This is a genomic window from Actinokineospora guangxiensis, from assembly GCF_042657845.1.
Lineage (GTDB): Bacteria > Actinomycetota > Actinomycetes > Mycobacteriales > Pseudonocardiaceae > Actinokineospora > Actinokineospora guangxiensis.
Window position 1 is genome coordinate 20,265 of record NZ_JBHSKF010000001.1, and the last position, 24,941, is coordinate 45,205.

The following is a 24,941-nucleotide window of genomic DNA, read 5'->3' on the forward strand; positions in this document are numbered from 1 at the left end:
GAACTAGTGGACAGTCGCCTTCTCCGCGCCCACCCCGGTCAGCGCCCGGACCTCCATCTCGGCGTACTTGCCCGCGTCCGCCTTCGGCCCGAGCACGGTGCCGAGCCAGCCGAGCAGGAACGACACCGGGATCGAGACGATGCCCGGGTTGGCCAGCGGGAACCAGTCGAAGTCCGCGGTCGGGAACATCGCCTTGGCGTTGCCGGACACCGCGGGGGAGAACACGATCAGCAGCACGCACACGCCGAGGCCGCCGTAGATGCTCCACAGCGCACCGGTGGTGTTGAACCGCTTCCAGAACAGCGAGTACAGGATGGTCGGCAGGTTGGCCGACGCCGCGACGGCGAAGGCGAGCGCGACCAGGAAGGCCACGTTCTGCCCGTTGGCCGCGATCCCCCCGACGATGGCCAGCGCACCGATGACCACGGCGGTGATGCGGGCGACGCGGACCTCGGAGTCCTTGTCGTCGGCCTGCCCGCGCTTGATCACGTTGGCGTAGATGTCGTGGGCGAAGGACGCCGACGCGGTGATCGTCAGGCCCGCGACGACGGCGAGGATCGTGGCGAAGGCGACCGCGGCGATGAACCCGAGCAGCACCGGTCCGCCGAGCGCCTCGGCCAGCAGCGGGGCGGCGGAGTTGGGGCCGCCGGGGGCGTTCCTGATCGCCTCGGGGCCCACCAGCGCTGCCGCGCCGTAGCCCAGAACCAGCGTGAACAGGTAGAACAGGCCGATCAGGGCGATCGCCCAGACCACCGAGCGGCGGGCTTCCTTGGCCGTGGGGACGGTGTAGAAGCGCATCAGGATGTGCGGCAGGCCCGCGGTGCCGAGCACGAGCGCGATGGCCAGGGACAGGAAGTCCAGCTTGCTGAGCCCGGTCGCGCCGTACTGCAGGCCGGGGCCGAGCACCTTCTCGCCCTGCGGGCTGGCCTCGACGGCCGCGCCGAGCAGGCTGGAGAGGTTCATCCCGTACTTGCCGAGCACCCACACCGTCATCACCGCCGCGCCGGAGATCAGCAGCGCCGCCTTGATGATCTGCACCCAGGTGGTGCCCTTCATGCCGCCGATCAGCACGTAGAGGATCATCAGCGCGCCGACCACGGCGATGACGAGCGCCTGCCCGGTCGAGTCGGTGATCCCCAGCAGCAGCGCCACGAGGCCGCCCGCGCCCGCCATCTGGGCCAGCAGGTAGAAGAACGACACGGCCAGGGTGGAGGTCGCCGCCGCGGCGCGCACGGGGCGCTGGCGCATGCGGAAGGCCAGGACGTCGCCCATCGTGTACTTGCCGGTGTTGCGCAGCAGCTCGGCCACCAGCAGCAGCGCGACCAGCCACGCCACCAGGAAGCCGATCGAGTACAGGAAGCCGTCGTAGCCGTTGAGGGCGATCGCGCCCGCGATGCCCAGGAACGAGGCCGCCGAGAGGTAGTCGCCGGAGATGGCGACGCCGTTCTGCGGGCCGGTGAACGAGCGGCCCGCGGCGTAGTAGTCCGCCGCGGTGCGGGAGTTCTTGCTGGCGCGGAACACCACGACCATCGTGACGGCGACGAACGCGCCGAAGATGGCGATGTTGAGCGCGACGTTCGAGCCCTCCGCCTGGGCGGCGAGGTGGGCGGCGGTCATCGGGACTCCAGGTCGGTCCGGATCTTGTCGGCCAGCGGGTCGAGCCTGCGGTTCGCGTGGCGGACGTAGAGGAAGGTGATGAGGAAGGTCGACGCGAATTGCCCGATCCCGAGCACGAGGCCGACGGTGATGTTGCCCGCGACCCGCTGCGCCATGAATTCCGGCGCGTAATCGGCGAGCACGACGTAGACCAGGTACCAGACCAGGAACGCCGCGGTCATGGGGAAGACGAAACGGCGCAGCCTGCGCCGCAACTCGGTGAACTCCGGGCCGTCCTGGACCTGCTCCCAGGAGGTTTCCGCTGGACTGGCGGACACTGTCACATCCTTCGCGCTCGGGGGTGAGGACCGAGGCGAAACCCTAGGGCCGGTTGCGGCTGCGGTTACTCCTCCATTTCGGGGGAATTCGGCAAGACCGTCGGGTGATGCGCCGAACGGCATATCTCGTGAGACGAGTCACAAATGCCAAACAATGAGTTTCCAGTCACCAATTCGAGTGAATCGACTTTCACCCGATCAGCAATACGCTCACTCGATGTTCGGCCTTACCAAACCGCCACCACCGGGTCAGCGGCGGTGCCTGCCCAGCACGTGCTTGGCCCGCGAGTCACCCAGACCGGTGGCCCGGTCCTTGATCAGCCCGAGCCGGTCGGGCGCGTGCATCCGCATGCGGATGTGCTTGGTCTCGGCCGGGATGTGCCGGTGCGTCGCCTTGCTCATGATGATCACCGCGAGGAACGACAGCGGCACCGTGAACAGCCCCGGCTGCTGCACGAACCACGGCGCCCAGCCGCCGGTGTAGCCGCTGACCGTCGTCAGCGCCAGCGCGGTCAGCACCAGCGTCCCGCCGGTCAGCATCCCCGCCGCCGCGCCGACCCAGGTGATCTTGCGCCACCAGATGCCCAGCACGAGCACCGGGCAGAACGTCGAGGCCGCCAGCGCGAAGGACATCCCGACGCTCAGCGACAGATCCGACGGCTGCAACAGCAGCGCCGCGGTCAGCGGGAGGACACCGGCCAGCGCCGCGGCCAGGCGGAAGTCGCGCACCCTCGACTTGAACACATCCGTGGAGAGCACCCCGGCCACGCTCACCAGCAGCCCGGAAGAGGTCGACAGGAACGCCGCGAACGCGCCCGCGGCGACCACCGCGCCGAGGATCTCCCCGAACACGTTGTCCACCACCGCCATCGGCAGCTCCAGTACCGCGCGGTCGCTCTGGCCGGTCACCAGCAGCTCCGGCAGGTACACCCGCGACAGCGCGCCCATGATCGTGGGGAACAGGTAGAACAGGCCCAGCAGCAGCATCACGTGCAGCGTCGTGCGGCGCGCGGCCTGGCCGTCGGGGTTGGTGTAGAAGCGCACGAGCACGTGCGGCAGGCCCATCGTGCCCAGGAACAGCGCGAAGATCAGCGAATAGGTGGTCAGCAGGTCCTCGGCGTCGGAGGCGGGGCTCTGCCAGTCCGCGTTGTCGCCCACCGCGCCCTTGACCACCGGGACCGGCGAGCCCTCGGTGAAGCGCAGCGTCGACCCGGCCGCCACCTCGTGCTCGCCCGGACCCCACAGCGTGGTGCCGTCGGCGGGCCTGCCGTCCACCGTGCCCTCGGCGACCAGGCGCACGTGCGCGTCGACCGAGAGCACCACCGACGTCTCGACCTGGATGACCGCGTCGCGGGTGAACGTCGGCGGCAGCGGCTCCGACAGGCCGGTCGCGCCGATGCCGCGGGCCCCGCCCCCGCCGATGAACAGCGCGCACAGGACGAAGGCGGGCGCGGCGATGGCGAACAGCTTGACCCAGTACTGGAACGCCTGCACCAGCGTGATCGCCCGCATCCCGCCGCCGACCACGTTGGCCACCACCAGCACCGCGACCACTGCGGCCCCCACCTGCGTCGGCACCCCGGGCAGGATGTGGCGCACGGTCAGCCCGGCGCCCTGCAGCTGCGGGACCATGTACAGCATCCCGATGAAGATCACGAACACCGCGGCCAGCCTGCGCAGGCCGGCCGAGCGCAGCCGGAACTCGCAGAAGTCCGGCAGCGTGTAGGCCCCCGAGCGGCGCAGCGGCGCGGCGACGAAGAGCATCAGCGCCAGGTAGCCCGCGGTGAAGCCGATCGGGTACCAGAGCGCGTCGGCGCCGTCCTTGAGCACCAGCCCGGCGACGCCGAGGAACGACGCCGCCGACAGGTACTCCCCCGACACCGCGGCCGCGTTGCGCCGCGAGCGCACGGTCCGGCGCGCCACCAGGAAGTCCTGGGTGGTGTTCGCCTGGCGCGAGCTGCGGAACCCCAGCGCGAAGGTGACGGCGCTGACGAGCACGATGCCCGCCGTCGCCCAGATGTTGAAGTCCATTCGCGTCCAAGGTCGCCGGGAGAAGCGGCTACTTCTCGACCATGCCGACGAACGCCTTTTCGTGCTCCTCGGCTAGCACGTTGTACCAATAACCAATCCCGAAGAGGAGGGGAAACGGCAGGATTCCGAGCAGCAGCCACGGCAGGGCCATGCCCGCCACCGACACCTGCGAGAGGCCGGGGATCAGGAAGAACAGCGCGGGCAGCACGCCCAGCACGCCGATGGCGAGGCAGGCCAGCAGCACCGCGGAGCGGATCTGCGCCCTGATGAACTCGCTGACGACCTCCTCGGCCCAGCTGGTCTGCTCTTCCAGCTCGTCGACGGTGCGCAGCAGGGTGACGGGAGCGGCGGAGTCGGCGAGGATGACCCGCTTGCGCCGCGGTCGCGCCGCCTGGCCGGGCTGCGTGCCCGCCCCGTCACCCGCCGAGTGCTTGCTCATGCCCGGATCATCTGCCCTGACCGCGGACCAGGCGGTCCTTCAGCTCCCGGGTGTGTCTGCGGCTGACCGGCAGCACCTTCTCCTCGTGCCCGATGACCACCGAGTACCCCGAGCCGCCCATGCGCAGCTCGGTGATCAGGTTGATCGGCACCAGGTAGCTGCGGTGGATGCGCACGAACCCGGCCTTCTCCCAGCGCTCCTCCAGCTGCGCCAGCGGGATGCGCACCAGGTGCGAGCCGTCGGAGGTGTGCAGGCGGGCGTAGTCGCCCTGGGCCTCGACCCAGCGCACCGAGGCACGGGAGACCAGCTTGGTGGTGCCCGCCAATTCGACCGGGATGACCTCGTCGTCGCGCTGCTCGGGCACGACGGCCTGCTTGCCCGCGTCGTCGCGGTCGATCTTGGCCAGGACCCGCTCGACGGCCTTGTTGATCCGGTCCTGCTCGGCGGGCTTGAGGATGTAGTCGACCGCGCCGAGGTCGAAGGCGTTGACCGCCTCGTGCGCGTGCGCGGTGACGAACACCAGCACCGGCGGCGGGGAGAAGCCGGTCAGCACCTTGGCCAGCTCCATGCCGGTGAGGCCGGGCATGTCCAGGTCGGCGAAGACGGCGTCGACCACCGACAGCCCGGCCTGCTTGCGCGCGGCCAGCTCGGCGTCGTCCCCGGCGAGGGTCAGCAGCGCTTCGGTGGCGTCGAATGCCCGGATGACCCGGCGGATGTGCCGGTTGCCGGTGAGGCGTTCCTCCAGCAGGTCCATGCCTGCGGGCTCGTCGTCGACGGCCAGGACGACGAGACCGGAGGTGGGGTTCGCGGTACTCACGGTGACCTGCATCTTGCCGAGTGTCGCCCACGCCTGTCTACGGCCAAACCCGGGGTCCGTCGACCGGGTGAGACCGAAAGATCAATCGTGACTCTGCGTTTATGGTTTCGTGCCGCTCACAGCCCGAACCGGGACCACGACGCCTTCGCCTCCACCGCGTCGATCGCGGCGAGTATCCGGTCCGCGGTCGACATGCCCGGCGCGTTGACCCCGAGCCGGGCCAGCAGCGGCCGCTTCGGCGCGGCGACCGCCAGCTCCGCGTCCGGGTACCGCTCGGCGATGACCGACCGCAGCGTGCCGACCCCGTCGACCAGGCCCAGCTCCTTGGCCCGCAGCCCTGTCCAGACCTCACCGGAGAACAGCTCGTCGTCGGTGCCCACGAGCCTGCCGCCGCGGCGCTCGCGCACCCACGCGGTGAACTGGTCGTGCAACTGGCCCTGCAGGTCCTTGAGCCAGGCGATGTCCTCCGGCTCCTCCGGCCGGAACGGATCGAGCCGCACCTTCCGCGTCCCCGCCGTGTGCACCCGCCGCTCCACCCCGAACCGCTCCAGCAGCCCCGTCAGCCCGAACCCCGCCGACACCACCCCGATCGACCCGACCATCGAGGACCCGTGCGCGAAGATCTCGTCGCCTGCGCAGGCCAGCCAGTACCCACCCGAGGCGGCGACATCCTCACAGAAGGCCAGCACCGGCACCGACTTCTTCGCCGCCAGCTCCCTGATCCGCTCGGCCACCAGCGCCGACTGCGTGGGCGCCCCACCCGGGGAGTTGATCGCCAGCGCCACGGCGACCAGCCGCTCGTGCTCGAAGGCCCGCGTCAGCGCGCTCTCCGTCGTCGCGGTGTTGATGACCCCGCGCGCGGCCAGCGGCGTCGGCGTGGGGCTGATGACGCCGTGCAACCGCACGACGGCGACGACGGGCGCGCGCTCGGACTTCTCGCCGATGCGGGGCAGCCGGGACACCAGCTTCTCGGTCACGCTCATCACCCCACATTACGTGCGGGTGCGCGATCACGCGGTTCAGCGATCAGTCGGTGGCCTTGGGGTGACCGGGCCCAGCGTGCATGATCCAGACGATGCGCCGCGAGGAGTCCGGGCACTACCAGATCCGGCCGCCGGAGGTGACCTCGTACTGCCACTGCGCCAAGCTCTCACCAGCTACGACGGCTGAACCCGATCGAAGCTCCCAGCCGCCCGGGCGCGCGGGGCGGCGCTACCCGGTCATTGCGCCTCGGAGGCATCCTCAACCAGCGTGTGGCGCAACGCCCGCGCGGCGAAGACAGTCCCCTCGGTGGTCGTGCGGACGCGGTCCGCCCTGGTTGACAGCAGGGGGACGCCGTCGCGCCTGCGTACGTGCACGTCGCCCGCATCGGCGAGCGCGGCGACCGCCTTCGGGTCGCGCTGCAACTCGCTCCACTGCACCTCGGTGGTCGCCATGGCTCAGTTCTGAACTTTCAGAAGTCCGCGCAACCTACCGCACGGGCTGCTGGGGACCGGTCTGCTCGGCCTCGACCGGGGCGAAGGGGGTGGAGCCGATGCTGACGCCGGGGTGGAACTTCGGCACCCGCAGGGTGATCTTGGTGCCCTGGCCGGGCGCGGTGTCGACCATGAGGGCGTGGGACTCGCCGAAGACCTGGCGCATGCGCTGGTTGATGTTGCCGACGCCGACGTGGGAGCCGGTCTTGTGGGCGTCGCGCAGGTCGCGTTGGAGGCGGTCGGCGTCCATGCCGACGCCGTCGTCCTCGATGGTGATGAGGGCTTCGTTGCCGTTGTCGTGGGCGAAGACGCTGACGGTGCCGCCGCCGGGCTTCTTGGCGATGCCGTGGCGGACCGCGTTCTCGACCAGGGGCTGCAGGACCAGGAACGGGACCACGACCGACTGGACCTCCGGCGCGATGCGGAAGCGCACGCTGAGGCGTTCGCCGTAGCGGGCGCACTCGATGGTCAGGTAGCGCTCGACGTTGGCCAGCTCGTCGGCGATCGTGGCGTAGAGGCCCGAGGTGCGGAAGGAGTAGCGGGTGAAGTCGGCGAAGTCCTGCAGCAGCTCGCGGGCCTGCTCGGGGTCGGAGCGGATCAGCGCGGAGATGGTGTTGAGGGCGTTGTAGATGAAGTGCGGGGAGATCTGGGCGCGCAGCGCGCGGATCTCGGCCTGGGCCAGCTGCTGCTTCTGCTCGTCCAGCTTGGCCAGCTCCAGCTGGACCTGCAGGAAAGTGGCGACCTCGTCGGCGGCGCGGATCAGACGCCTGCTGTCGACGCCGCCCACCAGGATCAGCGCGCCCTCGATCTGGCCGTCGACTATCAGCGGGACGATGACCGCGGCGCGCATGGGGCAGCTGCCGCGCTTGCGGCACTGCAGGTCCTCGTGCTTGACGTGCGCGCGGGTGCCGTGCTGGACGACCTCGAAGACCGGCGTCTCCAGGTCCTCGTAGTGCTCGTTGGCCTGCCCGTCCCAGGACAGCAGCCGCCCGTCGGCGTCGCACACGCCGACGGCGACGTTCTTCAGCAGTTCCAGCAGGTGCTTGCTCGCCTGGTCGGCGGCCTGTTCGGTGAGCCCGCCGCGCAGACCGGGGGCGGCCTTGGACAGCCGCGACACCGCGTCGAGCACGGCGTCCTGCACCGAGCCCGACTTGCGCGGCCTGCACAGCACGACGAACAGGCTGAGGACCAGCAGCGTGGCGAGGACGCCGATGAAGGCGCGCTCGGTCAGCAGTTCGGCCACTGGCCCATGCTCCCGTCCAGCCGGAGGTGAGACAAGGGCGCAGGCTACCCCGGCCCCGGTTCGCACCCGGCCTATTTGAGCAGGCGGGACATCCTGCGGTCGGCCAGCGGCTTGCCGCCGGTCTGGCAGCGGGGGCAGTACTGGAAGGACTTGTCGGCGAAGGACACCTCGCGCACGGTGTCGGCGCAGACCGGGCAGGGCAGGCCGGTCCGGGCGTGCACGCGCAGGCCGGAGCGCTTCTCGCCCTTGAGCCGGGCGGCGGACTGGCCAACGGAGCGGTCGACGGCGTCGCTGAGCACGGTGCGCAGGGCCGCGTACAGGTCGTCGACGGCGGCGTCGGGCAGCTTGCCCGCCGTGGCGTACGGGGAGAGCCGGGCGGTGTGCATGATCTCGTCGCTGTAGGCGTTGCCGATGCCCGCCATGACGCGCTGGCTGGTCAGCACCGTCTTGAGCCGCTCGGTGCGCCCGGCGAGCAGACCCGCGAACTCGTCGCGGGTCAGGCCCATGACGTCCGGGCCGAGGGTGCTCAGCTGCTCGATGGAGCCGAGGTCGTCGGTGATCCAGACGGCCAGGCCCTTCTTGGTGCCCTGCTCGGTCAGGTCGAAGCCGGGGCCCTCCCCGGGCGGGCCGAGGTGCACGCGCAGCGCCAGCGGGCCCTTGCCGGTCGGCTTGGGCGGGGCCGCGGAGAGCGTGTCCGACCAGCGCAGCCAGCCCGCGCGGGCCAGGTGCACCACCAGGTGCACGCCGTCGCAGTCCAGGTCGAGGTACTTGCCCTGGCGGCCCGCGCCGGTCACGGTCCGCCCGTGCAGCGCCGTCCACGGCGGCGAGGCCGTCTTCAGCACGCTGAGCGACGCCACGTCCACCCGGGCGACCGTGCGGCCGACGGCGTGCTCGCGCAGGTGGTGGGCTAGGGCTTCGACCTCGGGCAGCTCGGGCACGCGACCAGTCTCGCCCGGCGCGGCGCTCCTGTCACTCGATGGGCTTGAGGACGCCTTCCCAGCTGGGCTGGGCGTCCTGCTGCAGGTCCTTGGCGATCTTGGCGATCTCACCGCGGGCGGCGAAGTAGCCACGCACCGTGCCGACCCAGCGCTCGACGGGCTCGCCGTCCTCCTCCTCGCCGTCGCCGGTCTCGGCGGTCAGCGTCCACGGGCGGCGCAGCGCCCAGCGGGCCGGGAAGAACAGGAAGACCAGCAGCAGGATCAGGATCAGCCAGCCGGGCACGACCACGTCGGCGGGCATCCAGCTGACCAGCACCACGCCGAGGGTGACGATCAGCACGATCATGATGACGCCGGGCGCGATGCCCGCGGCGACGTCGTGCTCGAAGTCGTCCTCGGTCGCCGGGGTTCGCCATTCGAGCTGGCCGTCCAGCGTCCACAGCCTGCCGTTCGCGTCACGTACCTGGCGCGTCATGTCCTGCCCTTCGGCGCGGTAGCGGGGTAACCGGGACGTCGCTGTCAGTCACTGCAACCGAGACGCACGTTACCGCCTCGGCGGCGTTCTTGACACTCATTGTCGCACCGAGGGGTCAGGTGATCAACAAACTAGGGCGTGCCGGGGTCCGGCGTGGGCCGCATGCTGGTGTAGGCCGTGGAACTCGTCGCGACCGTGGTCTGGTTGGCGGTGTTGACCCGGGTCTCGCGCGTGGTGACCGTGTAGACCTCGCGGTCGTCGTAGACCTGCCACTTCCGCTGCGTCGAGGTGTGGGTGTAGACCACCGGGAGGGACTCGTCGTAGGGCTCGACGAGCTTGACGCCCATGTCCGCTTCCTCGGACGTCGGCGGGGTGTCGACCCGGGCGTCCTGGGCGGTCGTCGTCGTCTCCGACGAGCTGCCCGCCGGGGGGACGGCGGGCGCGTCCGAGGTGGTCGTCGCCTCGCCTGCCGCGGCGGGGGCGTCGACGGCGATGGTCTCCGAACGGGTCTTCGGGGCTCGCCGGCCGGTGGTGGTGACGATCGCGGGGGCGGTGGGCGCCGAGGCGTCGGAGGTCAGGACGATGCCGTCGTCGGAGTCGAGGTCGTCCAGCGCGGTCGACTCGGTGTCCGGCCCGCCGGGCACCAGGGCGATTCCCAGCGCGCCGATGGCGGCGGCGCCTGCCAGCGCGATCTGCGTCTTGGCCCCGGCCAGGAAGCCCTTCACCTGCGCCCAGACGCCGATGCCGACCACCGGGGCGGTGATGAAGGCGGCGTGGGCGCGCAGGCCGGAGCACACGTCGCGCAGCTCGTCGTACATGGCGGTGCAGGAGGCGCAGCCGGACAGGTGGCTGGTCACGCGGCGCAGCTCGGAGCCCTTGATCGCGCCCGCGGTGTAGGCGCCGAGCTTCTCCAGCACGGGACGGCAGCCGATCGGCCGGGTCTCGGTGGTCAGGTGCGCCTGCAGGTAGGCCGCGCGCAGGCCTTGGCGGGCCCGCCGCGCCAGCGCCGCGGTGGCGTTGGGGCTGAGCCCGAAGTTGCCCGCCACCACGGCGGGCCGCTCGCCCTCGACCTCGACCTTCCACAGCACGCTGCGCCAGCGCTCGGGCAGGGAGGTGAACGCGCGGGTGATCAGCGTGCGCTCGGTGGACTGCCCGGTGTTGTCCGGGTCGGCCCCGACCCGCACGTCCAGCTCCTCGTCGGAGACCGGCACGTCGCGGCGGCGCCCGTTCCACTCCCAGGCCACGCGCCGGGCGACGATCAGCAGGTAGCCCCGCACGTTGTCGACCGGCCCCGCACCGCGGCGGATCGCCTGCAGCACCCGGAAGAACGCCTCGGCCACCAGGTCCTCGGCCTCGGCCCGATCGGACACGATCCCCAGCGCCAGCCTGCGCACGGCGTCGCTGTGCCGGGAGAAGAGCTCCCCGAACGCGGCGTCATCCCCCGCCCGGAGCCGCTCCAGGAGGGCACGGTCCTCGGGACACCCGTTGACGGCCCTCGGCTCCTCGGCGGGCCGGTCGGTCAAGCTCATCCGGCCCGGTACCTCCCTCGCACGCCACACCTGGCAATTCTGAACAACATGCCACATCCGACGGGTGATCGGACCTCAACCGTGAATAACGGTAAGGAACCACCGCCGATCAGCCTCCCCTGACCGAGTGAGTGAGCGCTCCCACGGTTGGGTTACCCGGTCCGACCGAAGGGGCGCTCCGGTGGCCCCCTGTGCGGGCACGTCCAGGGCAGGCGCTATAGTTCGTCGCGTTACGCGGACGTAGCGCAGCTGGTAGCGCATCACCTTGCCAAGGTGAGGGTCGCGGGTTCGAATCCCGTCGTCCGCTCCACCGAATGAGGGCCGATCCACCCGGATCGGCCCTCATTCGCGTTCGGCGCGGGCCGCGCTCCTCGTCGGATCACCGCCCGCCCGCTCCCCACTGGGCGTGGAAGGCCTGCTCCACCGCGGCGTCGAGGCCATCCTGGTTCCCGTCGCCCGCCATCAAAGCGCGGGCGGTGGCGATGACTCCGCGGGCGGCCGGGGATTGCGGGTCGGGGAGGGGGAGGCGGCCGACGTAGTGGGTTGTCCAGCGGCGCCGGCCGGCGTAGAGGCGGTTGCCGCAGACGTCGTCGTAGTGGCGAAGGCCGAAGGCGGAGTTGGCGACGCCGAGGATGAGGTGGGCGAGGTCCTCACCGATCTCCGGGACGCTGATCCAGTAGCAGTCGCCGTTGACGATGGAGCCGGTGCGGTCGATGGTGAAGCGCGGTTCCGGGCTGATGTCCGGGAAGACGATCTTCGGTTCGCGCCAGGCCGACGGGCGTTGGGGAACCCAGATCTCGAACCACTCGCGGCCGGCTCTGCGCAGGTAGGCGCGGCCTTCGAGGCGGTCGCGGTGGCGTTCGAGGTAGGCGGCGGCGCGGGGGTGGTCGGCGAGGTCGACCGGCTGGCGGGTGGGGCGGTCGAGGTAGGGGTAGAGGACTCGGGTGGCGGGCGCGGCGGGTGGGGTCCAGGCGCGCAGGTCGGTGTGGTTGAGCAGAGGGCGCAGGAGCGCGGCTTCCGGGGGGTCCTGCATCGATGACCAGTCGGCGATGAAGACGCTGTCGGCGGTCGTCTTGATGCCGACGCGGATCTTGGCCACCTCGCCGACCGTGCGCCAGGTGCGCTGGGCGATCCGCTCGAACCGGCTGTCACGCTCCGGTGTGGACAGACGCCAGTCGCGCATCACACCGACCGACACCGCGAAAGCCTTCCCCTGCAACGACATCATGCTGTCCGAGTCGGCCAGCAGCGCGGCGAACAGGTCGCCCTCGGGAGCCGGGGAGTCCGTTGTGTACGCCGTCGCGTAGCGCGCGTCGCCGCGCGCGGCGCCCTTGACCGCGACGACCACCGCGGGCAGGACCGCGGCGCTGAACAGCTTCGTGTCGCCCAGGTCGAAGACCTCGCGCACCGACAGCTCCTCGGTCAGCACCCGCCGCACGTTCTCCCCCGCGCGGGTGCTGAGGAAGCGGTTGGAGCACAGCAGCGCGAGCACCCCGCCGTCGTCGAGCAGGCTCGGCGCCACCGCGACGAACGGGTGCGCCAGGTCGACCCGCCCGCGCAGGCCGAAGCGCTTCGCCAGCTCGGCCGCGCGCTCCCCCAGCAGCTGGGTGCGCACGTAGGGCGGGTTCGTCACCACCAGGTCGAAGCGCTCCGGCGGCGGGCTCTCCAGGAAGTCCTTGTGCGCGATGGCCGCGCGCGGCAGCCGGGCCGATGCCGCCGCCACGGCGCGCTCGTCCAGGTCGTAGCCGGTCAGCTCGGCGTCGGGGGCCAGGGCGGCGACGGCGGCCAGCAGCTCGCCGTCCCCGCAGGCCGGGTCCAGGACGCGCAGCGGGCGCCGCGGCGCGGCGGCCAGGGCGCGCTCGGCGACGAACGCCGCGAGGGCGGGCGGGGTGTAGTGCAGGCCGTGCCGCTTGCGGTCCACCGGCGCATCGGATCACGCCTCGGCGGCGGCGTCCAGTCGTCCCGCGCGCACGGCGGCGACCAGCTCGGCGTGGTCGGCCTCGGTGCGGTCGGCGTAGTCGACCGCGTAGCAGGCGATCGCCTCGTCCAGGCCGCCGCCGCAGTAGCCCGCCAGCAGGCGCGGGTCGACCGAGCGGGAGTGCGCACGGGCCAGCAGCGCGCCCGCGAACCGGCCGTAGTCGTCCAGGTGGTCGGCTTCCAGGGTGGTCGCGTCGATCTCGCCCTTGCGGTTGCGGAACTGGCGCACGATGAAGTGCCTGCCCGCCACCGTGGTCCAGCCGAGCAGGATGTCGGTCTCGGCCTGCACCAGCCGCGTGCCGTGCACGATCCGCTTGCCCTCGTGCCTGGCGGTGTGCCCGACATAGGGCGCCAGCGCCGACGGCCGGGCCTCCTTGACCTGCAGCACCAGCGCCTCGTCGCCGTTGCCGTGCATCAGCACCAGGTAGTTGCGCAGGCCCACGCTGCCCGTCCCGACAACGCGGAACGCCACGTCGGACACCCCGTACCGCATGATCAGGTTCCGCCGGGACTCGCGCAGCGTGTCGACGTAGTCCGGCAGCGCGTCGACCACCGCGTGCCAGGTCCCCTCGGTGACCGCGGTCAGCACCGGCGGGTCCGGGATGAACCGCCACCGCTGGTCGTCCCCGCGCGCGGTCCAGCGGCCCGCGACCTTGGCGCTGGTGTTCTTGCGGGCCTTCTTGGCCGCCTTGGCGAAGTCGTCCACGAGCGCGTCCGCGGCCACCTTGCTCAGCACGGCCTCGTCGCCGAGCGCCGACCACGACTCCAGGAACGGCAGCTCGGCCAGGTGGTCGAGCGTCCTGCGGTAGGAGGCGACGACGTCCTCGGCGGCCACCCGGCACGCCTTCTCCCCCACCCCGCCCTCGCGCCCGGCGAGCACGATGCTCGTCGCCAGCCGCTTGAGGTCCCACTCCCAGGGACCGGGCACGGTCTCGTCGAAGTCGTTGATGTCCATGACGATCTTGCCCTCGGGCGTCCCGTACAGCCCGAAGTTGGCCGCGTGCGCGTCCCCGCACAGCTGCGCGTCCACCCCGGACCGCGCCCCGGCGGCGAGGTCGGCGGCCATCAGCCCGGCACTGCCCCGGAAGAACGCGAACGGCGAGACCACCATCCGCGCCACCCGCAACGGCACCAGCTCCGGGATGCGCCCCACGTTCGACCGCTCCACGAACTCCACGATGGAGGGCCGATCCGCCGCGAGCAGCACCTTGCGGTGCGCGTCGTGCCCGACCGCGTCCCGCAGGGCGCGCCCCTCGGCCTCGACCTCGTCCGGCTCGACCCACCGCCCGAGTTGCCGCGCAGCCTGCTCCCGCTTGCCCATAAGCGGGCATCATGCGCTCAGCGGCGTCCCGGAGAAAGGGTTTCGCCGAACAGTGCCTGCGATGTCCGCCTCAGTCCTCGCCCACACCCAGGCCGACCGGGCAGCTCACACCGGTGCCGCCGATGCCGCAATAGCCGTGCGGAACCTTGTGCAGGTACTGCTGGTGATAGTCCTCGGCGTAGTAGAAGGGCCCGGCTTCGGCGAACTCCGTGGTGATCTCGCCGTATCCGTCCGCGCCCAGAGCGCGCTGGTAGGCGGCTCGGCTCTCCTCGGCGACGGCGCGCTGGGAGGGGTCGGTGAAGTAGACGGCCGACCGGTACTGGGTGCCGACGTCGTTGCCCTGCCGCATGCCCTGGGTGGGGTCGTGCGACTCCCAGAACACCTTGAGCAGCTCGGCGTAGGACACCGCAGCCGGGTCGAAGACGACCAGCACCGCCTCGGTGTGACCGGTCTGCCCGGAGCACGTTTCCTCGTACGTCGGGTTGGGGGTGTGCCCGCCCGCGTAGCCGACAGCGGTGGAGAACACCCCCGGCAGCTTCCAGAAGATGCGCTCGGCACCCCAGAAGCACCCCATGCCGAACACGGCGGTGGCCAGCCCGTCGGGGAACGGCGGCTGGATGCGGCGCCCGTTCACGGCGTGCGTGGCGGGGACGCCGGGGATCGGCGTGGACCTGCCAGGCAGTGCTCGGGCGGGATCAATGACGCGGTCCTGACGGCGGCCGAACAACATGGGTCCCATCCTACGTGCCGATCGTGCTGAGCGCGGGGCCCGGAACAGGCCGCCTACACTGCCCACCCGAAGGACCGGCGCTCTCGGGGGAAAGCTGTGACCACGACCATGTCCGCACCGACCGCGGACCGGACCGGCCGCGCCCAGCTCGCGGCCAGGGCCATCCCCCGCCTGGTGGAAGCGGTGGCGCTGGTGCCGCTGGTCGTCATGGTCGTCGACGTCCTGCGCGCGCCCAAGCTCCCCCTCCTCGACTACTGGGACGTGCTGCTGCGCATCACCACCCCGAGCGGGGGCTTCGAGCCCGACGGCCTGCTGACGCTGCAGAACGAGCACCCGCTGATGCTGCCGTCGGTCCTCTACTGGATCAACGCCAGGATCTTCGACGGCGACAACCGCACCCTCGGTCTCGCGGTGGTCCTCATCGCCGCGCTCACCGTGCTGCTCCTGCGCGCGGCGCTGCCGAGATCGATCCCCCCGATCGTGCGGGCGGGCCTGGTCGCGGCGGCGTCGCTGCTGGTGTTCAGCCCGCACGGCCTGCACAACTTCGCGATGGCGATGAGCGGCGCGGCCTGGCTGATGGCCAACCTGTTCTCCGTCGCCGCGCTCCTGCTCGCGGTGCGCGGGCGCTGGTGGCCCGCCTGGGCGGCGGCGCTGCTGGCCTGCCTGAGCTACGGGACCGGCTTCCCGGTGTGGGTCGGCATCGCCGTGATCGCCGTCGTCAGGGGGGAGCCGGTGTGGCGGCGGGTGCTGCCGATCGGCGCGCTCGCCGGGGTCCTGGCGACATGGACCGCACTGCGCCCGGCGGTCGAGGCGGGCACGGCGGGCACCGACGACTTCGGCACCCTGGTCTTCCGGTTCTTCACCGTCGTCGGCCACCTGTGGACCGCCAAGGACGCGGGCCTCGCCGCCGCCGCGGGTGTCGCGGTCGTCGCCGCGCTGGCGCTGCTGCTCACCGTCGCGGACGCCCGCCGGTCCGACCTGCTCTTCTGGTGGGTGCTCGCCTGCCACGGACTGATGTGCTGCGGGATGATCGCGCTCGCCCGCCTCGACTACGGCGCCAACCAGGGCCTGACCGGCCGCTACACCTCGCTGGCGACGCTGTCGTGCCTGCCGCTGCTGGTGATCGCGGCCGCCCTGCTCGCCCGGCGCGAGGCCGCGAAGGCCGCGGTGCTGGCCGTGGGCGTGGGGGTGCTCGGGTTCGCCCTCGGCTCGCCCGAGGCGATCTCCGTGCGCTCCAACATCCGCGAGGCCCAGGTCCAGGCCATCGCCATGCGCGCGGGCATCGCCGAGGACCTCGACTACCGGCTGCCGGACTCCGACAGGCTCAACCCGCGGCTGGCCGCGATGGGCCACTTCCCCTTCTCCGCGGACTTCAGCCTCGGGTGCGCGGGCCCGGAGCTGGGGTCCCGGGTGGACCTCTCGACCGCCGCCCCGCTCGGCGCCCCGCCGGGCCCGGACGCCCCGCCCGCGGTGGTCGGCTACCTGGACTCCGTGGAGCCGCGGGACGGCGCGCTGCTCGTGCGGGGCTGGGTGTCGGGCGCGGGCCTCGGCGCGCGGTGCGCCATCCTGGTGTCCGCCGACGGGACCGTGACCGGTGGCGGGCTGGTGTCCCAACCGAGGTCGGACGTGGCGACCGAGTACCGGTGGGCGGGACAGGACACCGGGTTCGTCGTCGTCGGCCGCGGCGGTCCCGGAGCCCGGCTGGTCGTCGTCCTGCTCGACGGCCGCGTGTTGACCACCGAGCTGCCCGCAGCCGATCCCGAGGGGGGAACGTGACCGACAAGCCGGTGGAGATCAGCGTGCTGGTCCCCGTGAAGGACGAGGAGGCCACGCTGGCCGAACTCGTGGACCAGCTCGCCAAGGCCATCACCGACCGGGACTACGAGGTCGTCTTCGTCGACGACGGCAGCACCGACCGGAGCTGGGCGGTGATGACGGGACTGGCCGCCGAGCACCCCCACGTGCGGGCGCTGCGGCTGCGCCGCAACTTCGGCAAGGCCGCGGCGCTCGCGGGCGCGGTCACCGAGGCCCGCGGCGACATCATCGTGACGATGGACGCCGACCTGCAGGACGACCCCGCCGAGGTGCCCCGGCTGCTGGCCGACCTCGCCGATGGCGCCGACCTGGTCAGCGGGTACAAGGCCGACCGCAAGGACCCGCTGTCGAAGCGGTTGCCGTCCAAGCTGTTCAACAAGGCGACCGGCGTGATCACCGGGCTGAAGCTCAACGACCACAACTGCGGGCTCAAGGCGGCCCGCGCCGAGGTCTACCGCAAGCTGCCGCTCTACGGGGAACTCCACCGCTACATCCCGGCTCTGGCGCACCAGCACGGCTACAAGGTGGTCGAGCGCGCGGTCAACCACCGCCCGCGCGAGCACGGCGTGTCCAAGTACGGCTTCGAGCGGTACGTGCGCGGTGCGATCGACCTGATGACGGTCATGACTATCACCAGGTACGGCAGGCGCCCCGCGCACCTGTTCGGCGGCCTTGGCCTGCTCTTCGGCGGGGTGGGCTTCCTGATCCTGGCCTACCTCGCCTGCGTGTGGATCTTCACCAGCGACCCGATCGGCACCCGCCCGCTGCTCAACCTCGGGGTCCTGCTGGTGATCCTCGGGGTGCAGATGGTCTCCCTCGGGCTGATCGCGGAGATCGTGCTGCACCGGACCGCCAACCGCCACGAGATCACCGACCTGATCGCCGACCGCGCGGTCCATCCGACGCGGGAGCTGGAGCGGTGAGCGGGCTGCGGACGGCCTACGTGCGCGCGGTGCGGGGCACCCGGGGCATCGCCGAGCGGAGCGGCCTGCTGGCCCGGCTCGGGAACAGCGCCTCCCCCGTCCTGCGCCACGTGCGGACGCTCTTCTCCATCCACGACGTCGATGACCTGGTCGCGCAGGACCTCGCCTGGTGGAGCTACCCGGCCATGCGGGAGGTCGAGCGGTTCCTGGCCCGGCGCGCCGATGCCCGGGTGTTCGAGTACGGCGCGGGCGCGTCCACGGTCTGGCTGGCCAAGCGCGCCGCGCGGGTGCACAGCGTGGAGCACGACGCCGAGTTCGGCAGGCACGTGGCCGCCATGGTCGCCGACCTGCCGAACGTCGAGCTGCGGGTCGTCGCGCCCACCCCGGCGGGCCCCGGCAGCCGGGCCCGCTCGGGGCGCGCGGGCCACGAGGACCTCGCCTTCGACGACTACGTCGACGCGATCGAGGCCGTCGGCGGCCGCTTCGACCTCATCGTCGTGGACGGCCGGGCCAGGGTCGACAGCTTCCGCCGCGCGCTGGAGCACCTGGCCGACGACGGGCTGATCGTGTTCGACAACGTCCGCCGGGCCCGCTACCGGCCCGCGGTCGAGGCGCCCGGTCTGCGGGTGCGCCACCTGCGCGGCGCGACCCCGGCGCTGCCCTACCCCACCACCACCGGCCTCATCAGCCGTGGCTGATCGCCCGCGCCGGGTGGCGCAGCTGGCCGCGGCGGTCTTCGTCGCCGCGGCCTGCGCCACCGCGGTGTGGGCGCTGCGCGGTGAGTGGGCTCGGATCGGGGACGCCGTCGGCGCGATGTCGTGGTGGCGGATCGGCGGCGCGCTCGCCCTCGCGGTCGCGGGCCTGCTGGCCACGGCCGAGGTCTGGCGGAGCTGCCTGGCCGCGCTCGGCTCGCCGGTGACCGGGCCGGCCGCCCGGCGGATCTTCTTCCCCGCGCAGGTCGGCAAGTACCTTCCCGGCGCCATCTGGCCCTTCCTCGCGCAGGTCAGGTTGGCGGCGTCGGCGGGGGTGCCCGCGAGCAGGGCGCTGGTCTCCGGCGCGATGTTCCTCGCCGTGCACGCGGTGACCTCGGTGGTCGCGGCGGCGACGCTGCTGATCACCCAACCGGGCTTGGCCGACCGGTACTGGTGGCTGGGCCTGGCGGCCCCGGCCGCGCTGGTCCTGCTCCACCCCCGGGCGATCCGGTTCGCCGCGCGCACGGCGAGCCGGTCGGGTCGCGACGTCCCGGAGCTGCGCTGGGCGCACCTCGGCGCACCTGTCGGGTGGATGGCGCTCGCGTGGGTCCTCTACGGCGGGTCGGTCTGGCTGCTCGCGTCCTCATTCGACGGATCGGCGGGCAGGATCGCGGCGGTCGGCGCCGGGGTGTTCGCGCTCGGGTGGCTGGTCGGCCTGGTGGTCGTGTTCGCGCCCGCGGGCCTGGGCGCGCGGGAGGCGGCGGTGGCGCTCGTCCTCACGCCGCTGATCGGGCTGGCCGAGGCCGCCTCGGTCGCGTTGGTGCTCAGGGCCTGTCACACGGCGGGTGACCTCTGCCTGGCGATTCGATACGGGTTGTTCACCATCCAGCGGATGAAGCCCCCACCGGGGGTGGTCGGTTCTGGGTACGATGCGCACGCTTCGTATCCGGATGGCACAGATCCGGCAGGCACCGATCCGGAGCGGGAGCACCGACGATGACCGACTGGCTCGACCAGATCCAGCGCCTCGACCGCGCGCTGACCGCGGGCGAGATCACCTCCGCGCAGCACCGCAGCAGGCGGGACGAGATCTTGGCCGAGGCGTCCTCCCAGTCCCAGTTGCAGCACCACGGCCCGCGCCACCCCGCCCCGGTTCCCGCCGCCGCCCCGCCGCTCGCCGCGTCCCCCCTGGCGGGCCCCGCCATCACCGGCCCCGCCACCGCGCCGCCGCTGGTGACCCCGAGCGAGGCGAGCGCCATCTTCTCGACCGCGCCGTCGACCCTGCGCAAGCCCTGGCTGGCGCCGGTGGCCGTGCTCGCGGTGCTGGCCCTCGTCGCGGCGGGGATCTGGGTGTGGATGCTCAGCGCGCCGGGCGAGCCCGGCGCGCCCCCTCCGCAGGCCGCTCCGCCCGCCCCGCCCGCGCTCACCGAGCTGCGGCTCCCCGGCGAAGCGGACGCTCGGTCGGGCACGATGAGCCTGGCGGAGGCGCGCGAGGAGAACCTGATCACCGCTGCCGAGACCGCGCTCCTGGGCGAGGTCGGCGTCGCCGAGATCACCTACGTGGGTTCTGCGGACAAGCCCTACCAGTACCTCGTCTTCGCCTACCCGAGCGCGGACCCGGCCGGGCAGACCGACAAGCTCGTCGCCGCGCAGAGCGCGCTGGGGTTCACCGAGGCCGAGGTGCCCGGCCTGCCTGATGGCGTGCGCGCCGCCGAACTCGGCAACGAGCGGGCGGCGCAAGCCCGGCTGACCTACGCCACCGCGACCGGCACCGTCCAGGCGCTGGTCCTGCAGGTTCCGCGCGGCGACCGGGACGACCTGCTGGCACGTCTCGGCGACGTGGCGGGCGTCGTCGTCGGCGCGGCCCCGCCCCGGTGACGGCGGACCGCCGGCCGGTGCGCGCGGACGCTTGGGCACAATGACCTCGTAGTGATGTGGGTGGGAGGACTTCGATGTCTTGGCAGGACGAGCTGCAGCAGCTCGACTCGGCGCTGGCCGCCGGTCAGCTCTCGGCCGACGAGTACCGGTCGCGCCGCGACGCCCTGCTGAGCAAGGCCGCGGGGCAGAGCGGCCCGGCACAACCGCCGCCGCAACAGCAGCAGCCGCCCGAGGCCGAGCGGACGCAGTACGTGCAGCCCATCACCGGCCCCCCGCCGGGCCAGCACGCGGGCGGCCCGCCGCCCGGTGGCCAGGCCGACCGCACGCAAGCCGTCAGGCCGGAGCAGCACTCCGACCGCACGCAGGTCGTCAGCGGGCACGACGCGTCCTCGGACCGCACCCAGATCGTCTCCACCTCCCACGTCGCGCCCCCACCGCCGCCGAACTACGCCGCGTCCCCGCCGCCGTGGGAGTCGGTGCACCCGACCACCGGCGGCGCGCCCTCCACCCCGTGGGGCAGCGACGACCTGCCCGCCGGGTTCGGCAACAGCGGGTGGCCGCGCCAGGGCCCGGAGATCTTCGCCGAGCCGGACAAGGGCAAGGGCAAGGTCGCGCTCATCGCCGTGGCCGTCGTGCTGGTCCTGGCACTGGCGGGCGGCGCCGTGTGGTTCTTCGGGTTCAGCGGCGACGACAGCGCCGACCCCGGGACGCCCCCGCCGACCACCACGTCGAAGCAGGAGCCGGTCCTGCCGCCGCCGAACGTCCCCAGCGGGCCGTTCATCGAGATCGTCGGCCGCGAGGCGCTCAACCGCACCATGACGATCGACCAGGCGCTGCAGCGCAAGCTGCCCACCGAGCGCGAGTCGAAGCTCATGCAGGCCAACGGCGTCGTGGAGATCGGTGGCCTGGTCACCGAGGAGAACGGCATGCGCCGGGGGCTGTGGGCGTTCAAGGTTGGCGACGGCAAGGACGCGAGCGCCGCGCTGGTGGCCATGGACGCCCTCTACGAGCAGGCCAAGTACGAAGAGGTCGACTCGACGGACTACCCCGACGTGGTGATCCGCAAGCTGGCCGCCGCCGATAAGAAGAATCCGACGGTCTTCCGCGCCCACTACGTCGCCGACGGCGGGTACATGGTCCGCGTCGAGGCGTTCGGCCTGGACGCTGAAGGGTCGGAGAAGGCGTTCTTCGAGCTCCTCGCCGCGCAGACCGAGAAGTTCCCGCCGCTGAAATGACCGGCGGGCGGGAAGCGGCCCGCTTGTTGCGGGCCGCGGCGGACGTGACCGCCGAGTCGGCTGAACTCTCCCGGCTGGCCACCGGCTGGGACGGCGCGCTGCACTTCTCCGCGGCACGGTCGGGAGTGCTCGCCCCGGTCCGCCTGCGCGCGGGGACCACGGCGGTCGAGTTCGGCTGCGGCAGCGGCGCGATCACCCGCGTGCTGGGGGAAGCGGGCGTGTCCGTGCTCGGGGTCGAGGTCGACCCCGAGCTGGCCGACGCGGCCCGCCAGCGGTGCGGCGACCTGCCGTCGGTGCGGATCACCAGCACCCCCGCTGACGCCGATCGGCCCGCGGATCTCGTGGTCGTCACGGGCGAGGCGGTGTCCGTCGCCGCCGCCGCGGCGGCGGTGGGCGATGACGGGCTGCTGGTGTGGGCCGCGACCAACCGCACCGGCTTCCACCGCCTCCTGGGCGGTGCGCCCGCCCGGTGGACCCGCTCGGAGCTGAGCGCCGAACTGGCCGCCGCCGGGCTGGTGGTCCAGCGGTTCCTCCACCCCTACCCCGACTGGACCGTCCCCAGGGTGGTCGTGGACGAGGCGGCCTACGGCCGAGAGGACGCCGACGAGCTGGTGGACAAGCTGGTCCGCCATCCGTTCGCGGGCATGTTCGGCCTGGCCGACGTGCCGGTGCCGGGCCGGGCCGCGCACCGCGCGCTCCTCGCCGACGGCGGTGCGCGCGCGACCGCGCCCGCGCTGCTGGTGCTGGCCGCCCGACGTCCCTCGGCGGTCGCGACCGCGACCTACCCCGGCCTCGCGTGGCTGCTGACCCGCGGCAGGCTGCCGCAGTGGCGCCGCAACCGGGTCCTCGGCGACGACCTCGTGCTCAGGGCGCTGGGAGACCGCGGAGCCGAGCACGAGCACCCGTGGCTGCGGCAGAACCGCGTGGACGAGGACCCGCTGGTGCCGGGCAAGCCGCTCGACACCTGCCTCATCGACGCGCTGGCCCGCGGTGACCTCGACGACGTGACCGCCTTGCTCCGGGCCTGGCGCGGGGTGTGCGAGCAGGACGCCCGCGCGCTGGGTCCCGACGACGTCCGCCACCCCTACCTCCCGGGGGTGCCCGGCGTTCCCGTGCTCCCCGCCGACCACCTCGACGTGCACCCCGGCAACCTGATCAGCACGCCCGCCGGGCTGCGGCGCATCGATCTGGAATGGGCGGCGGGTGGCGGCGTCGACCGCGATCTCGCCCTGCTGCGCGCGCTGCTGGAGTTCTCCCGGGAAGTGGTCGCGGACAAGCTGCCCACACCGTGGTTCGGGGCCTCGCCCGCCGAGGTCACCGCGCGGCTCGCCGGACTGGTGGGCCTCGGCGGTGCCGCGCGATCCCGGTGGACCGAACTCGTCGCCGCCGAGGCGGCGTTCCAGGAAGCGGTCTCCGGGGCGCCCGCCGAAGCCATCGCCGAGGACATCGCCCGCACCGCGGCGGCCGTTCCCGGGGAGTCGGCCGCCGACGTGGTGGGCGGGCTCGCCGAGCTGATGGCCGACCGGGCGCAGCGCGCCCGGCTGGCCCGGGACCTCGCCGAGGCCACAGCCTGGTTCGCCGACCGGGAGCGCGACCTCACCGATGAGCGCGACGCCGCCGAGGAAGTCGCCCGGCGCGACGCCGACCGCGGCGCGCTGCTGGAGCACGAACTGGCGATGACCCGAGCCGAACTCGCCGTCAAGGACGACCGGCTGGGCCGCGCCTTCGCCGAGGTGGCCAGGACCGCCGCCGAGGCCGCGACGGCGTGGCGCTCGGCCGGGGTGGCCGAGGCCGCCGCGGTCGACGCGGCGCGCTCCGCCGCCGATCTGGACGACAGGCTGGCCAGGACCGAGGCCGAGCTGGCCACGCTGGCGGGGTCCAGGGTCGTGCGCACCGCGGCCAGGGTCCTGTGGCCCGCGGCCCGGCTGGCCAGGGGAGTCCGCGACCTCGCCATGGCCCACCCGGGCGAGGAACCCGACGGCGTGCTGCGCCGGGTGTCCCGCACGGCTCCGTGGGCGGTCCCGGCACTGGTGCGCCGGGACTACCGGGCCGCGGCCGAGCGCGACGCGGGGCTGCGGTTCGACCTGCCCGTCCCCGTGGGGCCGGTCGCGGTCGGGAGCGGTCAGGCGGTCGAGTTCCGCGGGTGGGTCGCGCACGACGCGGTCCCGGTGCGCGAGGTCGACATCGCCGTGGGCGCGCACCGCGTCACCGGCGACCGCGGGCACGACCGCCCGGACGTCGCCGCCGCGCTCGCGGCGGCGGGCGTGCGCGCGCCCCGCGGCGCGGGCGTGGTCTTCCGGGTGCTGTTGCCCGCTGTGGACACCGCGGTGGATCTTCCGGTGGTCCTGCTGGTCCGGCTGGTCGACGGCACGGTGCTGCGCCGGGAACTTGGCGCGCTACGCGCGGTCCCCCGGTTCGAGGCCGCGGAGACGGCCGCCGACTGGCCCGGGACCGGGACGAGGATCGCCGTCTGCCTGGCGGCCTACCGCCCGGACCGGGACTTCCTGAGCGCGCAGATCCAGTCGATCCGGAATCAGGACCACCCGAACTGGCACTGCGTGATCTGCGACGACGCCTCAGGGGAGGCGTTCGTCGAGGAGATCCGCGAGATCGTGGCCGGGGACGACCGCTTCACGGTGGTCGCGAACACCGACAACGTCGGCTTCTACCGCAACTTCGAGCGCGCGCTGATGTGCGCGCCCGCCGACGCCGACGCCATCGCGCTGTGCGACCAGGACGATGTGTGGGACCCGGACAAGCTCTCGACCCTCGCCAAGGAGCTGGACGACCCCGACGTCGCCCTCGCCTACTCGGACATGCGGCTCATCGATGACGAGGGATCGGTCATCGGGTCGTCGTTCTGGGGCGGGCGGACCAACCAGTGGTCGCACCTGGACTCGCTGCTGATGCTCAACACCATGACCGGCGCCTCGATGCTGGTCCGCGCGTCGCTGGTGCGCGACACGGTGCTGCCGTTCCCGCCGGGGAGCCCGTCCGCCTTCCACGACCAGTGGGTGGGGTCGGTGGCCTTGGCCCACGGGTCGGTCAGGTTCGTGCCGAGGCCCCTCTACTCCTACCGCCAGCACGGGGCGAACGTCACCGGGCGCCGCGACGACCGCTTGGACGCCGACCTGCCCGGCGCCCTGGGCATGCTGCGCTGGGCGGCGACGGGGAGCGCTCCGTCGGGCGGGGTGAAGGCCGCCGAGCTCGAAGCGGTGGCCGAGTACGAGCTGGCGCGGATCGCGCAGTTCGCCGCGGTGCTCTCGGCGCGCTGCGACCCCGCCGACGCGCGCACCCGGCGGGCGCTGCGCCTGCTCGCCCGCGCCGACCACGAGCTGCTGCCGCTGCTGGTGGCGGCTGCGGGGGTCCGCCTGCGACGGGCCGACGAGACCGCGGGCGCCGAGCACCGCCTGGTCGCCGCCGCGGTGCGCAAGCGCCTGCTCAGGCGGTCGCGGCTCGCGCTCGGCGCGCGGACGGCGACTCCCTGAC

At 72.8% G+C, this 24,941-nt stretch carries 21 protein-coding genes and 1 tRNA gene; 8 read left to right on the forward strand and 14 right to left on the reverse strand.

All coding sequences use genetic code 11. The annotated features are described in order from the left end of the window. Positions 1-3 precede the first annotated feature (3 nt). The 11 genes from ACFPM7_RS00135 to ACFPM7_RS00185 all read right to left on the reverse strand — a co-directional run bounded on the left by ACFPM7_RS00135 (position 4) and on the right by ACFPM7_RS00185 (position 10,881). Entirely contained in the window at positions 4-1,617 is a 1,614-nt protein-coding gene (locus tag ACFPM7_RS00135; protein ID WP_378242393.1) for a solute symporter family protein, read from the reverse strand. Then, positions 1,614-1,940, reverse strand: a complete 327-nt coding sequence (locus ACFPM7_RS00140; protein ID WP_378242395.1) for a DUF485 domain-containing protein — start codon at positions 1,938-1,940, stop codon at positions 1,614-1,616. Before ACFPM7_RS00140 ends, ACFPM7_RS00135 begins: the two co-directional genes overlap by 4 nt. A 243-nt stretch (positions 1,941-2,183) precedes the next feature. After that, positions 2,184-3,965 carry a sodium/solute symporter gene (locus ACFPM7_RS00145; RefSeq protein ID WP_378242397.1) on the reverse strand — a complete coding sequence of 594 codons (1,782 nt, stop codon included), beginning with the start codon at positions 3,963-3,965 and terminating at the stop codon, positions 2,184-2,186. Between the two features lie 28 nt (positions 3,966-3,993). Then, complete coding sequence (locus tag ACFPM7_RS00150) at positions 3,994-4,404, reverse strand: hypothetical protein (RefSeq protein WP_378242399.1); 411 nt, start codon at positions 4,402-4,404, stop codon at positions 3,994-3,996. A gap of 7 nt (positions 4,405-4,411) precedes the next feature. Further along, complete coding sequence (locus ACFPM7_RS00155; protein ID WP_378242401.1) at positions 4,412-5,233, reverse strand: LytR/AlgR family response regulator transcription factor; 822 nt, start codon at positions 5,231-5,233, stop codon at positions 4,412-4,414. A gap of 104 nt (positions 5,234-5,337) precedes the next feature. Next, positions 5,338-6,204, reverse strand: coding sequence for a S49 family peptidase (locus tag ACFPM7_RS00160; protein ID WP_378242403.1), 867 nt, complete (start codon positions 6,202-6,204; stop codon positions 5,338-5,340). A gap of 237 nt (positions 6,205-6,441) precedes the next feature. Then, positions 6,442-6,657 (reverse strand): hypothetical protein, encoded by a 216-nt coding sequence (locus ACFPM7_RS00165; protein ID WP_378242405.1) that lies wholly within the window; start codon positions 6,655-6,657, stop codon positions 6,442-6,444. Positions 6,658-6,691: 34 nt separating this feature from the next. Further along, a complete protein-coding gene (locus tag ACFPM7_RS00170) occupies positions 6,692-7,939 on the reverse strand; it encodes a histidine kinase (RefSeq protein ID WP_378242407.1) in 1,248 nt (415 codons plus the stop codon). A gap of 71 nt (positions 7,940-8,010) precedes the next feature. Beyond that, positions 8,011-8,877: an Fpg/Nei family DNA glycosylase gene (locus tag ACFPM7_RS00175; RefSeq protein ID WP_378242409.1), complete on the reverse strand. Its 867-nt coding sequence runs from the start codon at positions 8,875-8,877 to the stop codon at positions 8,011-8,013. Between the two features lie 31 nt (positions 8,878-8,908). Beyond that, positions 8,909-9,352 carry a DUF983 domain-containing protein gene (locus ACFPM7_RS00180; RefSeq protein ID WP_378242411.1) on the reverse strand — a complete coding sequence of 148 codons (444 nt, stop codon included), beginning with the start codon at positions 9,350-9,352 and terminating at the stop codon, positions 8,909-8,911. A gap of 131 nt (positions 9,353-9,483) precedes the next feature. Further along, positions 9,484-10,881: a sigma-70 family RNA polymerase sigma factor gene (locus ACFPM7_RS00185; protein WP_378242413.1), complete on the reverse strand. Its 1,398-nt coding sequence runs from the start codon at positions 10,879-10,881 to the stop codon at positions 9,484-9,486. 234 nt (positions 10,882-11,115) lie between these two features. Here ACFPM7_RS00185 and ACFPM7_RS00190 point away from each other — a divergent pair. Then, positions 11,116-11,191: transfer RNA gene (locus ACFPM7_RS00190), tRNA-Gly, on the forward strand. A 69-nt stretch (positions 11,192-11,260) separates the two neighbouring features. Here ACFPM7_RS00190 and ACFPM7_RS00195 read toward each other — a convergent pair. The 3 genes from ACFPM7_RS00195 to msrA all read right to left on the reverse strand — a co-directional run bounded on the left by ACFPM7_RS00195 (position 11,261) and on the right by msrA (position 14,909). Beyond that, positions 11,261-12,802, reverse strand: coding sequence for an Eco57I restriction-modification methylase domain-containing protein (locus tag ACFPM7_RS00195; protein WP_378242415.1), 1,542 nt, complete (start codon positions 12,800-12,802; stop codon positions 11,261-11,263). 12 nt (positions 12,803-12,814) lie between these two features. Continuing rightward, positions 12,815-14,179 (reverse strand): DUF2252 domain-containing protein, encoded by a 1,365-nt coding sequence (locus ACFPM7_RS00200; RefSeq protein ID WP_378242417.1) that lies wholly within the window; start codon positions 14,177-14,179, stop codon positions 12,815-12,817. A 70-nt stretch (positions 14,180-14,249) separates the two neighbouring features. Then, positions 14,250-14,909 (reverse strand): peptide-methionine (S)-S-oxide reductase MsrA, encoded by a 660-nt coding sequence (gene msrA, locus ACFPM7_RS00205; protein WP_378242419.1) that lies wholly within the window; start codon positions 14,907-14,909, stop codon positions 14,250-14,252. A gap of 108 nt (positions 14,910-15,017) precedes the next feature. Here msrA and ACFPM7_RS00210 point away from each other — a divergent pair, with 108 nt between their 5' ends. The 7 genes from ACFPM7_RS00210 (at position 15,018) to ACFPM7_RS00240 (ending at position 24,940) form a co-directional block, all read left to right on the forward strand. Next, positions 15,018-16,685, forward strand: coding sequence for a hypothetical protein (locus ACFPM7_RS00210; protein ID WP_378242421.1), 1,668 nt, complete (start codon positions 15,018-15,020; stop codon positions 16,683-16,685). Then, positions 16,682-17,647, forward strand: coding sequence for a glycosyltransferase family 2 protein (locus ACFPM7_RS00215; RefSeq protein ID WP_378242423.1), 966 nt, complete (start codon positions 16,682-16,684; stop codon positions 17,645-17,647). Before ACFPM7_RS00210 ends, ACFPM7_RS00215 begins: the two co-directional genes overlap by 4 nt. After that, positions 17,644-18,345, forward strand: a complete 702-nt coding sequence (locus ACFPM7_RS00220; protein ID WP_378242425.1) for a class I SAM-dependent methyltransferase — start codon at positions 17,644-17,646, stop codon at positions 18,343-18,345. The genes ACFPM7_RS00215 and ACFPM7_RS00220 overlap by 4 nt, the downstream gene beginning before the upstream one ends. Next, positions 18,338-19,339, forward strand: coding sequence for a lysylphosphatidylglycerol synthase domain-containing protein (locus tag ACFPM7_RS00225; protein ID WP_378242427.1), 1,002 nt, complete (start codon positions 18,338-18,340; stop codon positions 19,337-19,339). The genes ACFPM7_RS00220 and ACFPM7_RS00225 overlap by 8 nt, the downstream gene beginning before the upstream one ends. After that, on the forward strand, positions 19,336-20,217 hold the full coding sequence (locus ACFPM7_RS00230; protein ID WP_378242430.1) for a hypothetical protein: 882 nt from the start codon (positions 19,336-19,338) through the stop codon (positions 20,215-20,217). Before ACFPM7_RS00225 ends, ACFPM7_RS00230 begins: the two co-directional genes overlap by 4 nt. A gap of 74 nt (positions 20,218-20,291) precedes the next feature. Further along, entirely contained in the window at positions 20,292-21,452 is a 1,161-nt protein-coding gene (locus tag ACFPM7_RS00235) for an SHOCT domain-containing protein (RefSeq protein ID WP_378242432.1), read from the forward strand. Continuing rightward, positions 21,449-24,940 (forward strand): glycosyltransferase, encoded by a 3,492-nt coding sequence (locus ACFPM7_RS00240; RefSeq protein ID WP_378242434.1) that lies wholly within the window; start codon positions 21,449-21,451, stop codon positions 24,938-24,940. Before ACFPM7_RS00235 ends, ACFPM7_RS00240 begins: the two co-directional genes overlap by 4 nt. Position 24,941 lies beyond the last annotated feature (1 nt).